Source organism: Pseudarthrobacter sp. MDT1-56, assembly GCF_059383555.1.
The window spans coordinates 336,998-355,052 of the sequence record NZ_JBWZCK010000003.1; the positions used below are offsets into that span (position 1 = coordinate 336,998).

The following is an 18,055-nucleotide window of genomic DNA, read 5'->3' on the forward strand; positions in this document are numbered from 1 at the left end:
GCGCATTTGTGTCGGTGGCAGCAGGTAGCGTTGAAACATGAGCACTTGGAACACCCTCCCCCGCGCAGCCTTCGACCTTGAAACCACCGGGCGGAATTCCCGCTCCGCGCGGATCGTCACGGCGTCCATCACCGTAGTGGATGCCGAGGGTGGGATCGTGAAGGAACACGAATGGCTCGCCGATCCCGGGGTCGAGATTCCGACGGAGGCCAGCGACATTCATGGCGTCACGACAGAGCGGGCCCGCAGCGAGGGCCGTCCTGCCGCGGACGTGGTGCGGGAGGTCGCCGCGGCGCTGCAGGATCTGTTCGACACCGGTGTGCCGGTCATCGCCTTCAACGCCAGCTACGACTTCACCGTGCTCGCTGCTGAGTCGGCCCGTTACGGTGTGCCGCAGCTGTCCCGCTTCCCGGTACTGGATCCGTACATCATGAATAAGCAGGTGGACCGGTACCGCAAGGGCAAGCGCACCCTCACCGCCCTCTGCGAGGAGTACGGGGTGAACCTGGACAACGCCCACACGTCGGCAGCCGACGCCCTGGCCACGTTGCGCATGCTCGACGCCATGGCCGGGAAGTTCCCCAAGCTTCGGATGCCGGCGAGCCACCTGCACCAGCTCCAGATCGAGTGGGCCTCCGCCCAGGCCTCCGATTTCCAGAGCTACCTGCGCAAGACCAAGCCCGCCGCCGTGATCGAAGGCGACTGGCCGGTGTTGCCGCCCGAGGACGCCAGCCGCGGGGACTTCTAGGGCGGCACGGCTTCTTAAAACGAAACCTTCGGGCACTTTGTGCCTGTAAGTAGGCCTCCGCGGCCTGCATTTCCAGCGTTTGCGACGTAACTCACATATCCGGGTCCTGCCGGCGGCCAGAGCTACCTCCGGCAATCATTCCGCCCCGCCCCTTCTGCGGTGCCCAGATCGCTGACGATTGACCGCACGCTTGAAGAGGATTCGGTCGCGACGGACATCACCGCGCACTAATTCGGATTCATGCAGCCTTGGCGCCAGGTGAAACAATTATATTTCGCAGGCTTGCCTGCCCCTGCCTGCGCAGAAGCGCCGAGGCCCGGGGCGTGCCGCGGCCCCCGACTCCCAATAATGTCCGATGAAAGTGATTGCGTGATGAAAAACAAAGCCATGAAGTGGCTGACAACGGTTCCTGTAGCGATCGCCGTTGCCGTCTCGCTGGCCGCGTGCGGCGGCGGAGCGGCCGCCCCGAGCGGAACGCCCACCGATGCCCTCGCTGGCAGCGACCAGACTTCCCTGGACAAGTACACGACCGCGGACGTCACCCCCCTGGACCAGATCGACAAGTCCCAGCTCGGCCTGCTGAGCGAGGGAACCCTCACCGTCGGAACCCTCTCGGACGCCCCGCCGAACATCTTTATCGACGAGACCGGCAAGTTCACCGGCTACGACAACGAGCTGCTGCGCGCGATCGCGGCAAAGCTTGACCTCGAGGTCGAGTTCAAGGCCACCGGCTTCGCGTCGCTGCTCTCCCAGGTCCAGAACAAGCAGTTCGACCTCGGATCCTCCTCCATCTCCACCACGGACGCCCGGCGCAAGACGGTCGGATTCACCAACGGCTACGACTTCGGCTACATGGCCGTTGTCGCCAAAGAGGATGACAAGGTCAAGGGCTTCAAGGACCTGACCAAGGACACCCGCATCGCGGTCGTCCAGGGCACGGTGCAGGATGATTACGTCACCAACACCCTGCAGATCGAGCCGGTCCGCTTTGAGGACTACAACACCGCCTACGCCAACCTCAAGAACGGCCAGGTGGACGCGTGGGTCGCTCCGTCCCAGCAGGCCACCGGCCAGGTCAAGGAAGGCGACGGCACGGTCATCGCCGAGTCCGTTGTGAACACCCAGAACTTCACCGCCTACGCCGTGAACTCGGACAACAAGGCACTCATCGATGCCCTCAACTCGGGCCTCGACGCCGTGATTGCCGATGGCACCTGGTCCAAGCTGACCAAGGAATGGTACCCGGACCGCGAAACCCCGGACACGTGGTCCCCGGGTTCCAAGGCTGTTATCGTCCCGAAGTCCTAGTCCATGGATGCACTCGATCAACTCGCAAAGACCTTTTTTGACTGGGAGGCGATGGCAGCTGTCGTACCGTCCATGCTCACGGTTGGTCTGCCCAACACCCTGATCCTGGCGGTTTCCTCGGGCGTGCTCGGGTGCATCCTGGGCATGATCCTGGCCATCATGGGCACGTCCCGCAACACCGTGCTGCGCTGGCTGTCCAGAATTTACACGGATGTCTTCCGCGGCGTACCGGCCATTGTGGTCATCCTGCTCATCGGAATCGGGCTCGGGCCCATCATCCGGCAGCTGACCGGATCCACGAACCCGTTCCCGCTCGGCATCCTGGCCCTGACCCTGATGGCTTCGGCCTACATCGGTGAGATCTTCCGCTCCGGCATCCAGAGCGTGGAAAAGGGCCAGCTCGAAGCGTCCCGGGCGCTGGGGTTCAGCTACAACTCCTCGATGAGTCTTGTGGTGATCCCGCAGGGCGTCCGCCGCGTGCTGCCGGCCCTGGTGAACCAGTTCATTTCGCTGATCAAGGACTCGTCCCTGATCTATCTGCTGGGTCTTCTCGCCAGCCAGCGGGAGATCTTCCGCATCGGCAACGACGCGGCGGCCAATACGGGGAACCTCTCCCCCCTGATCGCTGCTGCTGCGTTGTACCTCGTGCTGACCGTTCCCCTCACCCACTTGGTCAATTACATCGACAACCGCCTGCGCACCGGCCGTCCGGAGAAGAAGCAGCCGGACGACGCCGCGGCCCTGATCGGGAAGGGAGCACAGCCATGAGCGAATTCGCCTCCGGCTCGCTGACCGGCAAGAACCTGCACCTGTCCTTCGGATCCAACCACGTTCTCCGCGGCATTGACCTGCATGTGGAGAAGGGCACCACCGCGTCGGTGATCGGCCCGTCCGGTTCCGGCAAGTCCACTCTCCTGCGGGTGATGAACCGCCTGATCGAACCGGACCAGGGCGACATCCTGCTGGACGGGCGGTCGGTCCTCAAGGACAATCCGGATGAACTGCGCCAGCGCATCGGCATGGTGTTCCAGCAGTTCAACCTGTTTCCGCACAAGACCGTGGTGGACAACGTCTCCCTCGCGCTGCGCAAGCTGCGCAAACTCCCGGCCGATCAGGCGCGGGCCGAGGCCCTCGAGCAGCTCGACCTCGTAGGCCTCAAGCACAAGGCGGACGCCCGTCCGGCCAACCTGTCCGGCGGGCAGCAGCAGCGGGTGGCGATCGCGCGGGCGCTGGCCATGAAACCGGAAGTGATGTTCTTCGACGAGGCCACCTCGGCCCTCGACCCGGAGCTCGTCAAGGGCGTGCTGGCTTTGATGGCCGACCTCGCCAAGGGCGGCATGACCATGGTTGTGGTGACGCATGAGATGGGGTTCTCCCGCAACGTCTCGGACACCGTTACCTTTATGGACGCCGGTGTCGTTGTGGAATCCGGTCCGCCGGAACAGCTCTTCACGAACCCGCAGACGGAACGGCTCCAGGGCTTCCTCTCGGACGTCCTGTAATCCGCAGAACTGCAGCTTAAACACTGAGGGCACCCGCCGCGGCGGGTGCCCTCAGTGTTTAACGACGACGCCGGAAACCTGCCGGCCGCGGCTGTGCAGCCTTCGCCGTTTAGGCTTTTGCGGCGGCCGCGGCTTTGGCGGCGGCCGGCAGGGCGTCGAAGATCCGGTTCATCGCGGCGTCGTCGTGCGCTGCGGACAGGAACCAGGCTTCGAAGACCGACGGCGGCAGGTACACCCCGGAGTCCAGCATGGAGTGGAAGAACGGCGCGTAGCGGAACACTTCCTGGCCCTGGGCGTCGTCGTAGTTGTGCACGCCCCGGAGGGAGGTGCCGAAGGCCACCGAGAACAGGTTCCCGGCACGCTGGATCGAGTGGTCCACCCCTGCCGTCTCGAGGGCCGCCGACAGGGCAGCGGAGAGCTCCAGCGAGCGGGCGTCCACGAAGGAGTAGACCTCGGGGGTGGCGTGCGTCAGGGTCGCAACGCCGGCGGCCATCGCCACCGGGTTCCCGGACAGCGTGCCCGCCTGGTAGACCGGGCCCAGCGGCGCGAGGTAGTCCATGACCTCGGCGCGGCCGGCGAGGGCCGCCGTCGGCATTCCGCCGCCGATGACCTTGCCGAAGGTGAGCAGGTCCGGGGTCCACGGCTGGGCAGCGTCGGCCGCACCGCCGGTGAGTCCCCAGTAGCCGGAGTACCCGGTACGGAAGCCGGTGAGGACCTCGTCGAGGATCAGCAGGGCGCCGTGTTCGCGCGTGATCCGGGCCAGACCCGCGTTGAAGCCCTCGCCCGGGGTGACTACCCCCATGTTCGCGGGGGCCGCCTCGGTGATGACGGCGGCGATGTTGTCGCCGTGCTTGGCGAAGGCGGCCTCGACGGCGGCGAGGTCGTTGTAGGGCAGCACGAGGGTCTCGGCGGCGGTGGCGGCCGTGACGCCGGCGGAGCCCGGCAGCGCCAGGGTGGCGAGGCCGGAGCCGGCCGCGGCAAGCAGCCCGTCCAGGTGGCCGTGGTAGCAGCCGGCAAACTTGACGATGAGGTCACGGCCGGTGAAGCCGCGGGCCAGCCGGACGGCGGTCATCGTCGCCTCGGTGCCGGTGGAGACCATGCGGACGCGCTCGGCGGCGGGGACGCGTTCCTGGACGATCGCCGCGAGGTTGGCCTCGTCCGGGGTGGACGCCCCGAAGGACAGGCCGCGGTCCACCGCGGCGTGCACGGCGGAGAGGACCGCCGGATGAGCATGTCCCAGCAGCGCCGGGCCCCAGGAGCAAACCAGGTCGACGTACTCGGCGCCGTCGGCATCGGTCAGGTACGGGCCCTTCGCGGAAACCATAAAACGCGGCGTCCCGCCGACGGAGCCGAAGGCACGGACGGGCGAGTTCACGCCGCCGGGCATCAGCTGGCGGGCGCGGTCGAAGAGTTCCTCGTTGCGGGGGTGGGTGGAAGTCATGAGTCCTATTCTTTCAGTTCAGTTCTGCGGGGAGGCCGCGGCCAGCCGGGTGGCCACCCGGGGGGCCACCTCCGTGCCGAACAGCTCGATCGAGCGCATCATCGCCTTGTGCGGCAGGGTGCCGTTGCTGTACTTGAGGTCGAAGCGGTCCACGGCCAGATTCTTCTTGAGCAGCGCGATCTTCGCAGCCACGGTGTCCGGGGATCCGACGTAGAGGGCGCCCTCGGGGGTGCACATGGCGTCGAACTCTGCCCGGTTGCCCGGGCCCCAGCCGCGCTCGGCGCCGATCAGGTTGCGTTGGCCGAGCCAGTGCGGGAAGAACTCCTCCCGCGCCTCCTCGTCGGTCTCGGCGATATGGCCGGGTGAATGCGTGGCCATCTGCTGCATCGGGTGGCCGTATTTCGCCATCGCCTCGCGGTAGAGGTTCGCCAGCGGGGCGAAGGACCGGGGCTGTCCGCCGATGATCGCGAAGATGATCGGGTAACCGTATTCGGCGCAGCGGAGCACCGATTCGGGCGTCCCGCCGACCCCGATCCAGGCCGGCAGCAGGTGGTGTTCCAGCGGCGGGTAGACGCTGAGCCCGTTGATGGCCGGACGGGTGCGGCCTTCCCAGTGGATGGGCTTCTGGGCGCGGGCCTTGTCGAAGAGCTCAAGCTTCTCCTCGAACAGGACCTCGTAGTCGGCCAGGTCGAGGCCGAAGAGCGGGAAGGACTCAATGAAGGAACCGCGGCCCAGCATGACCTCGGCCCGGCCGTTGGAGAGGGCGTCCACGGTGGCGAAGCGCTGGAACACGCGGAGGGGGTCATCGGAGCTCAGCACGGTGACGGCCGAGCCGAGCCGGATCCCCCGGGTCCGGGCGGCGGCCGCGGCGAGGAACACCTCGGGGGCGGATACCGCGAAGTCGCGGCGGTGGTGCTCCCCCACCCCGAAGGCATGAAGACCCACTTCGTCCGCCAGTTCGGCCTGTTCCAGCAACTGACGCAGCACCTGGGCATGCGGGACGGGGTGACCGTCGGGAAAGACCCCGACGTCGCCGAAGGTGTTCAGGCCCAGCAGGATGCGCCCCGGGCCCACGGGGGCAGTGGGGTTGGACCCGGAGGCCAGGCCGGTCGATGCGCCCATCAGGACTCCTTCAGCCAGCCGGCGAGTTCGCTTGCCCAGTACGTCAGGACCATGTTGGCCCCGGCGCGTTTGATGCCCAGCACCGATTCGGTGATCGCGGCCCGGCGGTCGATCCAGCCGTTGGCGGCGGCGGCCTCGACCATCGAGTACTCGCCGGAGATCTGGTAGGCGGCGACCGGCACGGGACTCATGGCAGCGACGTCGGCGAGGATGTCGAGGTAGCTCATGGCAGGCTTCACCATGACCATGTCGGCGCCCTCGGCGAGGTCCAGCTCGACTTCGAGGATCGCCTCCCGGCGGTTCGCGGCGTCCATCTGGTAGGTGCGGCGGTCGCCCTTGAGCTGGGAATCCACGGCTTCGCGGAACGGCCCGTAGAAGGCCGAGGCGTATTTCGCGGCGTAGGCGACGACCGCGGTATTGACGTGGCCGGCATCCTCGAGGGCCTGCCGGATCACGCCGATCTGGCCGTCCATCATCCCGGAGGGGCCGAGCACGTGGGCGCCGGCCTCCGCCTGGGCCACGGCCATCCGTCCGTAGATTTCGAGGGTGGCGTCGTTGTCCACGTAGCCGTGGGCGTCGAGGACACCACAGTGCCCGTGGTCGGTGAACTCGTCCAGGCAGACGTCGCTCATGATGACGAGTTCGTCCCCGACCTCGGCGCGGACGTCCCTGATGGCCTTGTTCAGCACACCGTCGGGGTCCAGTGAGGCGGTGCCGGCGGCGTCGCGGACGGCGGGGATTCCGAAGAGCATGATGCCGCCGACGCCGAGCTCCACGGCTTCGCTGGCGGCGCGCTTCAGGGTGTCCGTGGTGTGCTGCTGCACGCCGGGCATCGAGGCTATGGGGTTCGGCTCGGTCAGGCCTTCACGGATGAAGGCGGGCAGAATGAGTTCCGAGGCCGAGAGGCGGTGTTCGGCCGTCAGCCGGCGCATGGCCGGGGTGGTGCGGAGCCGGCGGGGGCGGTGGGTCGGGAAGCTCATACGGTGTCCTTTGCGGTGGGCTCTGCGGCTGGCTGATGGGGTGGGGACGGCTGGCTTGCCAGGGACCGGACGACGGCGGCGACCAGTCCGGAGGCGGTCGGTTCCTCTGCGACGGCGGCGACGGTGAGGCCGAGTGACTCAGCCTCGGCGGCGGTGGACCGTCCGATCGCGACGAAGCGGCAGCCGCCCAGCGGGGCGAGGTCCTGGTGGATGCGCCGGGCCGCGCTGGGGGAAGCGGCGACGACGGCGTCGAGCCGGCCGGCGCTGATTTCAGTGTTCGCCTGCTCGGGGGTGAGGACGGCGGCTGCCTGGTCCCCCTGCGGTCCGGCGGCTGCGTTGTGCCCGTGGGGCATGGCGGGCTGGCACGCGGCGAGGCTCCGGCCCGGGTCGGCCGGGTAATCCACGGTGCGGTACGCGGTCACTGCCTGCACGAAGGCGCCCCGTGCTTCCAGCCCGCGGCGGAGCCGGGGGTCGGCGATGTCGGCCTGGGGCAGCAGGACGCTGCCCTGGTGTTCGGGCCAGATGTCGATCAGTCCCGCGCCGGACTGCTGCCCCGTGGGCGCCAGATCGACGGCAACTCCCCGGGATTCGAGGAAACGGCGTGTCGCGGGCCCGATCGTGGCCACGAGGAGGCTGCCTGGCAACCAGCTGCTGAGCGTGGTCCCCCGCTCGGCGGCCTTGGCCTCGAGCGCCTGGACCGTGGTCACACTGCTGACCACGAGCCAGCCGTAGGCCCCGGCGCCGAGGGCGTCGAAGGCGACATCCAGGGAGTGCTGGTCACTGGCGAGCTCAAAGTCGATGAGCGGCAGCAGGAGCGGATCGGCGCCCGCCTTGCGCAGGGCGGCAACCAGATCCCCGGCACGGTCCGGGCTGCGCGCGACGAGAACCCGGGCGCCCTCGGGCACCCTCATCACAACTTGGCCGTCCGTGTCGTTGCGGCCGCTGTGCCGTCCCATGACCTGATGGATTCCGCCGTTCAGGAGGCGGCCAGGTCCGCGATGTCAGCGGCGCCGCGGGCCAGCAGGACTTCGGCGAGCTCAATCCCGAGCAAGGTGGCCCCGACCTCGGTCAGTCCGTCCGTGGCCTTTTTGTCCCGGACCGTGGCTGTTCCGTCGACGGCGCAGACCACCGCTTCAAGGTGCAGCAGGCTGCCCTTGCGGAAGGCGTAAGCGCCCACCGGCGCAGCGCAGCCGGCTTCGAGGCGGGCCAGGAGCGCCCGTTCGGCGGTGACGGCAAGCCGGGTGTCGGGGTCGTCGAGGGCGGCGAGGGCCTGCGCCAGCACGCCCTGCGAGCCCTCAGTGGATCCCGCCTTGCGCGGCGCATCAGCGGTGCGGCATTCGATCGCGAGGGAACCCTGCCCGGCGGCGGGCAGCATCACCTCGGTCTCGAGGTACTCGCTGACGGCGTCGAGACGGCCGATCCGGTGCAGTCCGGCGGCGGCGAGCACGACGGCGTCGAGATCGCAGCTTTTGCCTTCGACCACGGCCTCGGTGCTGTTGCCCGGCAGTCCGGGGACGCGGCCGAGCCGGGTCTCCACGTTGCCGCGGATGTCGCGGATGTCCAGGTCCGGGCGGGCGGCCCGCAGCTGGGCTGCGCGCCGCGGCGAGCCCGTGCCGACGGCCGCGCCGGTGGGCAGGTCCGCGAGCTTGAGCCCGTCGCGGGCGCAGAGCACATCGCGGACGTCGGCGCGTTTCGGCGTCGCCGCGAGCGTCAGCCCGAGGGCTGCCCCGGTGGGGAGGTCCTTGAGCGAGTGCACCGCCACGTCGCAGCGGTCCTGCAGGAGGGCATCGCGCAGGGCAGCGACGAAGACGCCGGTGCCGCCCATCTGGGACAGCGACCCGGTGAGGACATCGCCGTCGGTGCGGATATGGACCAGTTCGGTCGGGAAGCCGCCCACGGCCGCCAGCTGGTCCGCGGTCTGCTGCGTCTGGGTGAGGGCCAGCTTGCTGGCCCGGGTTCCGATCCGGACGGTCACGGTGCGACCTGACCCGCCGCAGGAGCGGGCGTGCCGGCGGCGGCCGGGTAGGGGTCGTGGCCGGTGCCGATGGTGGTGTCAGCGCCCGAGATGGTCGGCTTTTCGCCGCGGAAGTTGGCACAGCAGCCCGGACGGCAGACGTCGTACCAGGGACCGAGCTTGGTCAGGTGCGGGCGGTCGGCGATGTTGTTGGCGGCGGTCCGCTCGCAGATCAGGTCCACGATCCCGCCAACGAACTTGCGGTGCGTCCCGGGCGTGGGGACCCGCGTTGCGGCCAGGTCCAGCTTGGCGCAGGTTTCCAGGGCCTCGGTGTCGAGGTCCCAGACAACTTCCATGTGGTCGCTGACGAAGCCGAGCGGCACGATCACGATGCCCTTGACTCCCTGGCCGGCGAGTTCCTCGATGGCGTCGTTGATGTCCGGTTCCAGCCACGGCACGTGCGGGGCACCGGAGCGGGACTGGTAAACGAGGGACCAGGGGGCGGTGTCGCCGGTCGCGGCCTCCACCCGGCGGATGACCTCGGTGCCGGAGGCAAGGTGCTGCGCGACGTAGGCGGAGTCTTCCTCGAAGTGGCGCGGTTCGGCGTCGGAGCGGCCCGCTGCTTCGGCGTCACGGGTGGGGATGGAGTGCGTGGCGAACAGGATGTGGACCGGCGCGTCCGGGGTGCCGGCCGCGGCCAGCTGGGCGCGGACGTCGGCGAGGCCGGCGGCGGTGCCTTCAACGAACGGCTCGACGAAACCGGGGTGGTCGAAGTACTGGCGGACCTTGTCGACCTCGAGCTTTCCGTCGAGACCGGTTTCGGTCAGCGCGATGCCGATGTCCTCGCGGTACTGGCGGCAGCTGGAGTAGCAGGAGTAGGCGCTGGTGGTCACCATCAGGACCTTGCGGTGCCCGGCGTCGTAGATGTCCTGGAGGGTCTGCGGGATGTAGGGGGCCCAGTTGCGGTTGCCCCAGAAGACCGGCAGGTCGATGCCGCGGGTGGCGAGTTCGGCCTCGATGCCGGCCTTGAGCTCACGGTTCTGCTGGTTGATGGGGCTGATGCCGCCGTTGGCGCGGTAGTGGTGCGAGACCTCTTCGAGGCGCTCGTCCGGGATGCCGCGGCCGCGGGTGACGTTGCGAAGGAACGGCAGGACGTCATCCTTGCCTTCCGGGCCACCGAAGGAGGCGAGCAGCACGGCGTCGTAGTCCTTCGGGGCCATCCTGCCGGCTTCGGTCACCTCGTTGATTGTGGTGTCGGCTGCGGCAGCGTCCTGGGGATCGAACGGGCTCATGAAAGTACCTCGGCAATCTCGGCGGCGCTTACCCGGCGGCCGGTGTAGAACGGGATCTCTTCGCGGACGTGGTGGCGGGCTTCGGTGGCGCGCAGGTGGCGCATCAGGTCCACAAGGTCCACCAGCTCGGGGGCTTCCAGGCCCAGGATCCATTCCCAGTCGCCGAGGGCGAAGGAGGACACCGTGTTGGAGATGACCTGGGGGAAGTCCCGGCCCAGCAGGCCGTGGTCACGCAGCATCGCGCCGCGTTCGGCATCGGGCAGCAGGTACCACTCGTAGGAGCGGACGAAGGGGTAGACGCAGAGCCATTCTGCCGGCTCCACCCCGCGGGAAAAGGCGGGGGTGTGGTTCTTGGCGAACTCGGCCTCCCGGTGCACGCCCATCGCGGACCAGGCGATCTCGGTGCCGCTGAACAGCTCGCTGCGGCGGATGTCGCGGACCGCGCGCTGCAGGGCCTCCGGGTGGGGGCCGTGCAGCCAGACCATGATGTCGGCGTCTGCGCGCATCGCTGAAACGTCGTAGCTGCCGCGATGGACCACGCCGGCCTCGGCCAGCCGTGCGGTGAGGGCATCATATTCCCCGGCAGCATCGCCGCTGCGGAGGACGTCGGCGGAGCGCTTGAAAACCGTCCAGAGGGTGAAGAACTGCTCGGCTGATTCTTCGCTGGCTGATTCAGTTTTAGTGACAGTTTCGGCAGAAGTGTGGCTCATGGATACCAGTCTGCCCCTTACCCCCAATGAAGTCGAAATAAAGCACTTCTACAGCGCGTAGAAGTGCTTTATTTCACATCGCAGGGGATTGCGCCACCGGGTTCCGCGATCGCTGCGGGGACGGGTTCGGGACGTCAGACCCGGCGCAACCGCAGGACCACGACGCCGGCGATCCCGGACAGTGCCACGAGGCCGATGCCCAGGCCGAGCAGGGGCGAGGGTCCGGCAGCTTCCCGGGTCGATGTCGCCTCCATCGAGGTGCTCCCGGAGCGGGGCGTGGCAGGCGGCGTCACGGGGCCGGCCGTGGCTGTCGGCGAAGCAGCGGCCGTACCCGGCGGCACGGCGGGTGCCTCGGCTGGGGACGGGACTCCGGCCGGGACATCCGCTGCCGGGGCTTCGAGGGCCGGGGCCCGCTCTTCGACCGGGGCAGGCCCTGCGTCCGGCTCCTCGGAGGAGGTCGGCTGCGGCGAGGGACTCGAGGGCGAGGGGTTGGGCGTGGGGTGCTTTGACGGCGCCAGCAGGCCGTCAACCAGGCCGGCGAGGTCAAGGGACAGCAGGTCCGTCGCGGCGGGAACTGAGGCGGAAGCGGAAACACCCGCGGCCGCTTGCGCGGCAGGCGCACCTGCGGAAAGAGCCAGCACCACTCCGAGCGCAGCAGCTGCCGTGCCGCCCCGAAGTCGCCCATGGTGACCGGCCTGCGTTTTTTGGACGTTGGACCTGTGAGTAACCATGGTCATCGACCTTAGCTGTCAGCCGACACGGGGAAAATTTGCCGTTTCCGCCTGCTTGTGGGTATCCGAATGTGGGTATCCGGGCCGCCGGCAGGGCGTCCGGATGACGGGCTCCGGCACCGCTCAGGACAGCAGCTGGCGGACCTGCTTCGGCGTGTCTGCCACGATCGCCGCCAGGCCGTTGCCGGACAGCCAGCCGCCCACCACCGCCAGGGTGCCGTCCGCCGCGCAGATGCTGCGCACCTCCGCGACGCGGCGCTTGTGTCCGAGCGAAGCGAAGGGCAGTGCGCCACCCCAGCGGACAACGTCCCAATCCACCACGTCGCCGGCGGTGACCGGAACGGACAGCAGCATGGAAGCGTCGTTTAGGGCAGCCTCGAACAACTCGCTGTCGGTGCCGGGCTCAGGGCGGACAGTGGCCCCGTGCCGGGTGTCACCGCGCCCGTAGGACAGCCGGACAACGTGGGTACCGGGGCCGGTCTGTGCTGCCAGCCACTCCCACTTGGCGGTGGCGTGGGTGAGTGCCTTGGCCCGGACTCCGGGGCTCTGCGGCGCGACCAGGATTCCGGTTCCCCGCGGGCGGGCGTCGAGCCGGGGCAGGTCCACCACGAGTGTGACCAGGCTGACGTCGGGTCCGGGCTCGGGACGGCGGCCGGCCAGCTCCGGCAGGGCTCCGGCGAGCAGTTCGATGGCGGCAGGGCCTTCCACGGCGACGACCAGGAGACCGGCGTCGTAGGCGGTGCCACCCGTGGACACCCGCCAGCCGTCGGCCGTGCGCTCCACGGCGTCGGCTCGGGTGCCACCGAGCAGCGTCACGCCCTGGCTGCGCAGATCGGACAGTAGAGCCGGGATCAGGGTGTGCATCCCGCCGCGCAACCCTGCGACGGCTGATCCCGCCTTTTGCAGCCCGGACGCCGCCCCGGGGACCGCCGCTCCCCCAGCCGGGGTTCCACGACGTTGCGCCCCAACGGCGGCGGCGAGGGAGCCGTGATCACGGATCCCGGCGCGCAGTCCGGGGGCCACCATGTCGATGTCGAGGACATCCGGGTCCGCGGAGTGGACTCCGCCGACGACGGGCGCCACGAGCCGTTGGAGCACGCGCCGCCCCATCCGTGCACGGACCAGCGCCGAGACGCTCGTGGCCTCGGCCCGGGTACCCAGCGAGACGGGCAGGAACTTGTCGAGCGAGGCCCGGAGCGAACCGAGGAGGCCGAGGGTGCGGCGGACTTCAGGGTCCCAGGGGTTGGCCGGGATGCCCAGGACGCCGGTGCGGGGAAGCTCGCGCGGGCCGTCCGGCAACTGGACCCACGCTCCGCCCGGCTGCGGGGCGACGATCATTCCGGCCAGGTCCAGTTCGGCGGCGAGATCCGCCACTGCGGACGAGCGTGTGGCGAAGGACTCGGCGCCGCTGTCCAGGGTCAGGCCGGCCACCACATGGCTACCCACGCAGCCGCCCCACGCGCCGGAGGCCTCCAGGACCGTGGTGCGGACGCCGGCGCGGGCCAGTTCCCGCGCGGCCAGCAGACCGGAGATCCCGCCGCCCACCACCACGGCGGTGGGCGCTGCGGTATACCGGTCGGGGCGGGCTGCCTCCACGCGCTTACTCCGGGGAGATCGAGTGGATGAGCTTGACGACGCGCGTCAGCACGTCGGGATCGGTGTCCGGCGGAACGCCGTGGCCGAGGTTCAGCACGTGGCCGGGGGCTGAGGCGCCGGCGGCAATGACGTCGCGGACGTGGGCTTCCAGCACCTCCCACGGCGCGGACAGCAGGGCGGGGTCGATGTTGCCCTGCAGCGGCACCGTGCCGCCCAGCCGGCGGTTGGCTTCGTCCAGCGGCAGCCGGTAGTCCACCCCGACGACGTCGACGCCGACGTCGCGCATGGCGACGAGCAGCTCCGATGTGCCGGTGCCGAAGTGGATCAGCGGGGCGCCGAGGTCACGCACGTGGTCCAGGGCGCGGGAGGAGGCCGGGGCGACAAAGCGTTTGTAGTCGGCCAGGCCGAGGGAGCCTGCCCAGGAGTCGAAGAGCTGGCCTGCGGAGGCGCCCGCTTCGAGTTGGGCGCGGAGGAACATGCCGGAGGCGTCCGCGGCCCAGTTGGCCAGCGCGGTCCAGGTCTCCGGGTCGGCGTGCATCATGGTGCGCGGGCCGAGGTGGTCGCGGGAAGGCTTCCCTTCCACCATGTACGCCGCGAGCGTGAACGGTGCGCCGGCAAATCCGATCAGCGGTGTCTTCCCCAGCTGGGCCACGGTGAGGCGGACGGCCTCCCGGATGGGTTCGAGGGCTTCCCAAGTGAGCTGGGGCAGGGCGGCGACATCGGCCGCGGTGCGCACCGGCTTCTCCAGCACGGGACCGACGCCGGGGACGATGTCCACGCCGACTCCGGCCAGTTTGAGCGGAATGACGATGTCGGAGAAGAAGATGGCGGCGTCGACGTCGTGGCGGCGGACCGGCTGCAGCGTAATCTCGGAGGCAAGTTCGGGGCGCAGGCAGGAGTCCAGCATGGCGACGCCCTCGCGCAGCTTGAGGTATTCGGGCAGCGAGCGGCCGGCCTGCCGCATGAACCACACCGGACGGCGGGAAGGCTTGCCGCCGCGGTAGGCGGTAATCAGCGGGGAATCCGCGGTGCGACCGTCCATCAGAGGGTGCCCGGCGTCAAGGCCGGAGAGTTCAGGAGTTGCCGCAGCGCGAGGAGTCATGCCTTCGATTGTGCCGAAAATCAGCCCCAAAAGATAACGACAGCCTGTCACCGGCACGTTCAGCGACCCGGGCTGCGCCCCCGCCGTGGCGCGAATCACAGCCCCGCGTGTGCAGTCGCACGCCGGGCCGTTGTTCTACACCGGAACGAAAAAGCTATGATTGTGATGCTGTGGTTCTTTTTTCTCTGGTGGCGACCCACGCCGACATCGACCTCGAGACCGTTGCTCAATTGAGCACCGGCGCTTCCGAGCTCGCCACATCCGCCCTCGCCGGATCGCCGGCCGTGGCGGGTGCCATTGTCCTTGCCACCTGCAACCGCTTCGAAATCTACGGTGAAGCGCCCCGGCACGACGACGTCGAAGACGCCCGCCTGGCCCTCATCGCCCAGCTCAGCGGCTCCACCGGACTCAACGAACAGCTCGTGGCGCGCTCCTTCAACACCCGCACGGGCGCGGACGTCACCCGGCACCTCTTCTCCGTCAGCTCCGGGCTGGACTCGGCCGTCGTCGGCGAACGCGAAATCGCCGGCCAGGTCCGCCGGGCCCTGATTACGGCCCAGCACGAAGGCACGGCCAGCGCCGGCCTGGTCCGGCTCTTCCAGGCGGCGTCTAAAACCGCCAAGGACGTCGGGGCCCAGACCGCCCTCGGCGCCCGCGGCCTCTCGGTGGTCTCCGTCGCCTTGGACCTCGCGACCGAGTTGTCCGAAGTTCCCGCCTGGTCCACCAAAAAGGTCGTGGTGTTCGGCACCGGCGCTTACGCCGGCGCCACCATGTCGCTGTTGCGTGAGCGCGGTTGCACGGATGTCTCCGTCTACTCTTCCTCCGGCCGTGCCGCCGGTTTCGTCGCCACCCGCGGCGGGACTGCACTGGACGGCGACAGCCTCCCGGCCGCCGTCGCCGCCGCCGACGTCATGATCGGCTGCAGCGGGGCGGACACCCGCGTTGAAGCGTCAGAGCTGGCCAGGGTCCGGGCGTTCTCGCCGCAGCCCCTGATCGCCATTGATCTGGCCCTCACGCACGATTTTGATCCCGCCGTCGGCGGACTCGACCGCGTCGAACTGCTCACACTTGAATCGGTCCGTCTGGCCGCCCCGCAGGAACAGGCCGAATCGCTGGCCCAGGCCAGCAGCATCGTGGCCGGCGCGGCCAGCGCGTTCGAACAGGAACGCGAGGCCCGCTCGGTGGACTCGGCCATTGTCGCCCTCCGCCGGCACACGATGAACGTGCTGGACGCGGAAATGGAAAAGGTCCGGGCCCGTCACGGCTGCACCGCCGCTGCCGAGGAAGTTGAGTTCGCACTTCGCCGGATGGTCAAGCAGCTGCTGCACGTCCCCACGGTCCGGGCCCGCGAGCTCGCCGCCAATGGCCAGCAGGAAGACTACGTGGCTGCCCTTGAGGCGCTGTACGGCATCACGGTTGAACCGCCAGCGGCCAAAGCTGCCGCCGAATGCCCCGTTGTCCACGATGAACGTCCCGCCTCGGGCGCCGTCCGGGAAACCGCCTAAGCGGCGCTTCCCCCAGGGCTAACCGCCCACCAGCGCTAGCCGGCTAGCTGGCGCGGAGAACGACCCTGCCACTTCCCGTCAAAACCCGGCATGAACGATTCGATCCGCTCCCCTCGGCCATGCGCCAAGACGCCAGTCCGCGACATGCTCCAGCACGCCAACCCGTCACGCACTTCAGAGTCAGGCTCTAGCGGTCGGCGTCTACGGCTGGCCAGGGGTGCCCGGCCATCATTAGGTACCAGTCCGGGAAGGGGTCCGGCGGCAGTTCCAGGTTGGGATCCCGGCCGTGGTCCGGCGGTAGGTCCAGGTCGGGACCCCAGTCCGGATCCGGGGGTGGGTCCAGGTCGGGATCCCAGCCTGGGTGCGCGGGCAGGTCCTGGCCCGGGCTCGGGTCCGGGAGTGTGCCCGCGGCCGGTTTGTGGCCCGGCCAGTCTGGTGGTTCCCAGTCCTGCTGTTCGCTGGCGTATATCCGGCCTGACGGTGAGGTCCAGCCCGGCGGGCTGTGTTCGCTTGCCCCGGACGGTGTCCAGGCCGAGCTGTGCTTCAGGCGGTGATGCTTGGGGCAGGGCTGGCCGAGGTTGGTGATCCCGGTGGTGCCTCCGCCGGCCCAGGCCAGGAGATGGTCTGCCTCGTTGTCCAGGGAGGGGTTGTTACACCCCGGGAAGGGACATCTGCCGTCGCGGAGCCGGAGCCAGTGGCGCTGGGTTTTCGTGAGGCGGTAGCTGGTCCGGCCGATTTCCAGCGGGGCCCCGTCCCGCGGGTCCGTCAGGACCCGGTAGAAGGAACCCGCGCCGTCGGCGATCAGGCGGCGGGCCATCGACGGCGGGATCGGCCCGTACCCGTCCAGCATCGACGGTTCCTCCCCGGCACCCAGGAGGGACAGGACCGGGACGGTGACCAGGACCTGCGCCCGCGGGACCGGCACACCCCCACCCAGGCCGCTGACATCCGTGCCGGTGCCGGCGCCGCCAGCCAGACCGTGTCCTCCCTCGCTTGTGCCGCCGATGGTCCCGGTGCCGCCTTCGGCCAGTCCAGTGCTGAGGAGCCAGGTGGCGGCGACGTCGGCGCGGAGCTGGGTCAGGGTCCTGGCCTCCTCCGGGCCCTGCAGGGCGCGGGCGGCGGCGGTGGTCCGTTCCCAGATTCCCGCGGCGGTGTCGGCCGGGAGGTAGGCGGAGAGCCAGGCCATGCCGTCCCGGTCAGGGCAGTATTCGACCCGCCGGTCCGCGGCACTCTTGGTGTGGCGTTTCTCGATGCTGACCGGGTGGTGGCGTTCCCGCCACGTGCGCGCCTTGGAGCGGAACCGTCCCGGGGTGAGGTCCCCGGCAGGGCACCCCCGGGCCGGGTTCGGGGCGTCCGGGTCCAGGAAGTGCGCCTCCAATGCCGCCGCCCCGGCCGGATCCAGGTTGCTGGTTTCGTCCACCATGATCCGGGCGTGGGCCCACGAGATTGTCCCGGCCTGCAGGGCCGCCAGGGTCAGCGGCAGCCGCGTGGTCAGGGCCTGGCACTCGGACAAGAAGGCGCCGGCGGCGTGTTCGCTGACGGTCAGGACACACGCGACCTCGGCCACCAACGCCATCTCCCGGACGGCGCGGTCCTGCGGGGACGCCGCCGGGGAGGCCAGGGCCCGGGTCGCCTCAGCGTAGCCCGCGGTCAGGCGTACCTTCAGCGCAGCGTTCCGGGCCTCCCGCCGGGCCGCCCCGGCCATCCCGTCCAGGCACGCATCCGCCAAATCCCGCAACGGATCAGCCCAGAGCGGATCAGCTTTGGCCTCCCGGATAGAACCAATACCGGAGGGATCAGCGTGGTCCGCCCCGACGCCGGTGAAAGCAGACAGGGCAGCGACGGACCCGGCGACAGCCGCCAGGGCCTCCATGCTCTCCGCACTCCATGCCGTGCTTTCCATACGCCCAGACTGACGCCGCACTTCGGAGCGGGACCTGGTGCTCTGCGAGTCCCAATGGGAGTTGGCGCGTTTGTTGTTCGCGGACTTCGATGTGTCGGTGGGCCATATTGTGGCGCAACCGTCTCTGTTGAAGGCTGAGGTCGCCGGGGCGGTGCGCAGGC

General features: G+C 69.4%; 16 protein-coding genes. 5 read left to right on the forward strand and 11 right to left on the reverse strand.

Annotated features, from left to right (window positions below; translation table 11 throughout):
* Positions 1-37 precede the first annotated feature (37 nt).
* The 4 genes from AC50YC_RS06480 to AC50YC_RS06495 all read left to right on the forward strand — a co-directional run bounded on the left by AC50YC_RS06480 (position 38) and on the right by AC50YC_RS06495 (position 3,558).
* The gene (locus AC50YC_RS06480; RefSeq protein ID WP_494952731.1) at positions 38-748 is read left to right on the forward strand and encodes a 3'-5' exonuclease; all 711 of its coding nucleotides are present in this window, start codon (positions 38-40) and stop codon (positions 746-748) included.
* Between the two features lie 372 nt (positions 749-1,120).
* Positions 1,121-2,056 (forward strand): substrate-binding periplasmic protein, encoded by a 936-nt coding sequence (locus AC50YC_RS06485; protein ID WP_494952771.1) that lies wholly within the window; start codon positions 1,121-1,123, stop codon positions 2,054-2,056.
* 3 nt (positions 2,057-2,059) lie between these two features.
* Complete coding sequence (locus tag AC50YC_RS06490; protein ID WP_354169643.1) at positions 2,060-2,824, forward strand: amino acid ABC transporter permease; 765 nt, start codon at positions 2,060-2,062, stop codon at positions 2,822-2,824.
* The gene (locus AC50YC_RS06495; RefSeq protein WP_354169641.1) at positions 2,821-3,558 is read left to right on the forward strand and encodes an amino acid ABC transporter ATP-binding protein; all 738 of its coding nucleotides are present in this window, start codon (positions 2,821-2,823) and stop codon (positions 3,556-3,558) included. The genes AC50YC_RS06490 and AC50YC_RS06495 overlap by 4 nt, the downstream gene beginning before the upstream one ends.
* 109 nt (positions 3,559-3,667) lie before the next feature.
* Here AC50YC_RS06495 and hemL read toward each other — a convergent pair whose 3' ends face one another.
* From hemL to hemE, 10 genes are all read right to left on the reverse strand, one after another.
* The gene (gene hemL / locus AC50YC_RS06500; RefSeq protein WP_494952732.1) at positions 3,668-4,999 is read right to left on the reverse strand and encodes a glutamate-1-semialdehyde 2,1-aminomutase; all 1,332 of its coding nucleotides are present in this window, start codon (positions 4,997-4,999) and stop codon (positions 3,668-3,670) included.
* 18 nt (positions 5,000-5,017) lie between these two features.
* Complete coding sequence (locus AC50YC_RS06505) at positions 5,018-6,121, reverse strand: LLM class flavin-dependent oxidoreductase (protein WP_494952733.1); 1,104 nt, start codon at positions 6,119-6,121, stop codon at positions 5,018-5,020.
* A complete protein-coding gene (gene hemB / locus AC50YC_RS06510) occupies positions 6,121-7,101 on the reverse strand; it encodes a porphobilinogen synthase (RefSeq protein ID WP_494952734.1) in 981 nt (326 codons plus the stop codon). The genes AC50YC_RS06505 and hemB overlap by 1 nt, the downstream gene beginning before the upstream one ends.
* On the reverse strand, positions 7,098-8,057 hold the full coding sequence (locus AC50YC_RS06515) for a uroporphyrinogen-III synthase (RefSeq protein ID WP_494952735.1): 960 nt from the start codon (positions 8,055-8,057) through the stop codon (positions 7,098-7,100). Before AC50YC_RS06515 ends, hemB begins: the two co-directional genes overlap by 4 nt.
* 20 nt (positions 8,058-8,077) lie before the next feature.
* Positions 8,078-9,076: a hydroxymethylbilane synthase gene (hemC, locus tag AC50YC_RS06520; RefSeq protein ID WP_494952736.1), complete on the reverse strand. Its 999-nt coding sequence runs from the start codon at positions 9,074-9,076 to the stop codon at positions 8,078-8,080.
* A complete protein-coding gene (locus tag AC50YC_RS06525) occupies positions 9,073-10,347 on the reverse strand; it encodes a ferrochelatase (protein ID WP_494952737.1) in 1,275 nt (424 codons plus the stop codon). The genes hemC and AC50YC_RS06525 overlap by 4 nt, the downstream gene beginning before the upstream one ends.
* Entirely contained in the window at positions 10,344-11,057 is a 714-nt protein-coding gene (gene hemQ, locus AC50YC_RS06530; RefSeq protein WP_494952738.1) for a hydrogen peroxide-dependent heme synthase, read from the reverse strand. The genes AC50YC_RS06525 and hemQ overlap by 4 nt, the downstream gene beginning before the upstream one ends.
* Positions 11,058-11,191: 134 nt before the next feature.
* A complete protein-coding gene (locus tag AC50YC_RS06535; RefSeq protein ID WP_494952739.1) occupies positions 11,192-11,788 on the reverse strand; it encodes a hypothetical protein in 597 nt (198 codons plus the stop codon).
* Positions 11,789-11,911: 123 nt separating this feature from the next.
* Entirely contained in the window at positions 11,912-13,384 is a 1,473-nt protein-coding gene (gene hemG / locus AC50YC_RS06540; RefSeq protein ID WP_494952740.1) for a protoporphyrinogen oxidase, read from the reverse strand.
* 4 nt (positions 13,385-13,388) lie between these two features.
* Positions 13,389-14,486, reverse strand: a complete 1,098-nt coding sequence (gene hemE, locus AC50YC_RS06545; RefSeq protein ID WP_494952741.1) for a uroporphyrinogen decarboxylase — start codon at positions 14,484-14,486, stop codon at positions 13,389-13,391.
* Between the two features lie 170 nt (positions 14,487-14,656).
* Between hemE and AC50YC_RS06550 the strand changes: the two genes are divergently transcribed.
* Complete coding sequence (locus AC50YC_RS06550; RefSeq protein ID WP_494952742.1) at positions 14,657-15,991, forward strand: glutamyl-tRNA reductase; 1,335 nt, start codon at positions 14,657-14,659, stop codon at positions 15,989-15,991.
* 187 nt (positions 15,992-16,178) lie between these two features.
* Here the strand turns inward: AC50YC_RS06550 and AC50YC_RS06555 are convergent, their stop codons facing one another.
* On the reverse strand, positions 16,179-17,894 hold the full coding sequence (locus tag AC50YC_RS06555; protein ID WP_494952743.1) for an HNH endonuclease signature motif containing protein: 1,716 nt from the start codon (positions 17,892-17,894) through the stop codon (positions 16,179-16,181).
* Positions 17,895-18,055 lie beyond the last annotated feature (161 nt).

Bases quoted from the DNA above. Each gene is read 5' to 3' on its own strand.
- AC50YC_RS06480 (WP_494952731.1), top strand. From the start codon at position 38: ATGAGCACTTGGAACACCCTCCCCCGCGCAGCCTTCGACCTTGAAACC.
- AC50YC_RS06485 (WP_494952771.1), top strand. From the start codon at position 1,121: ATGAAAAACAAAGCCATGAAGTGGCTGACAACGGTTCCTGTAGCGATC.
- AC50YC_RS06490 (WP_354169643.1), top strand. From the start codon at position 2,060: ATGGATGCACTCGATCAACTCGCAAAGACCTTTTTTGACTGGGAGGCG.
- AC50YC_RS06495 (WP_354169641.1), top strand. From the start codon at position 2,821: ATGAGCGAATTCGCCTCCGGCTCGCTGACCGGCAAGAACCTGCACCTG.
- hemL (WP_494952732.1), bottom strand. From the start codon at position 4,999: ATGACTTCCACCCACCCCCGCAACGAGGAACTCTTCGACCGCGCCCGC.
- AC50YC_RS06505 (WP_494952733.1), bottom strand. From the start codon at position 6,121: ATGGGCGCATCGACCGGCCTGGCCTCCGGGTCCAACCCCACTGCCCCC.
- hemB (WP_494952734.1), bottom strand. From the start codon at position 7,101: ATGAGCTTCCCGACCCACCGCCCCCGCCGGCTCCGCACCACCCCGGCC.
- AC50YC_RS06515 (WP_494952735.1), bottom strand. From the start codon at position 8,057: ATGGGACGGCACAGCGGCCGCAACGACACGGACGGCCAAGTTGTGATG.
- AC50YC_RS06525 (WP_494952737.1), bottom strand. From the start codon at position 10,347: ATGAGCCCGTTCGATCCCCAGGACGCTGCCGCAGCCGACACCACAATC.
- hemQ (WP_494952738.1), bottom strand. From the start codon at position 11,057: ATGAGCCACACTTCTGCCGAAACTGTCACTAAAACTGAATCAGCCAGC.
- AC50YC_RS06535 (WP_494952739.1), bottom strand. From the start codon at position 11,788: ATGGTTACTCACAGGTCCAACGTCCAAAAAACGCAGGCCGGTCACCAT.
- hemE (WP_494952741.1), bottom strand. From the start codon at position 14,486: ATGACTCCTCGCGCTGCGGCAACTCCTGAACTCTCCGGCCTTGACGCC.
- AC50YC_RS06555 (WP_494952743.1), bottom strand. From the start codon at position 17,894: ATGGAAAGCACGGCATGGAGTGCGGAGAGCATGGAGGCCCTGGCGGCT.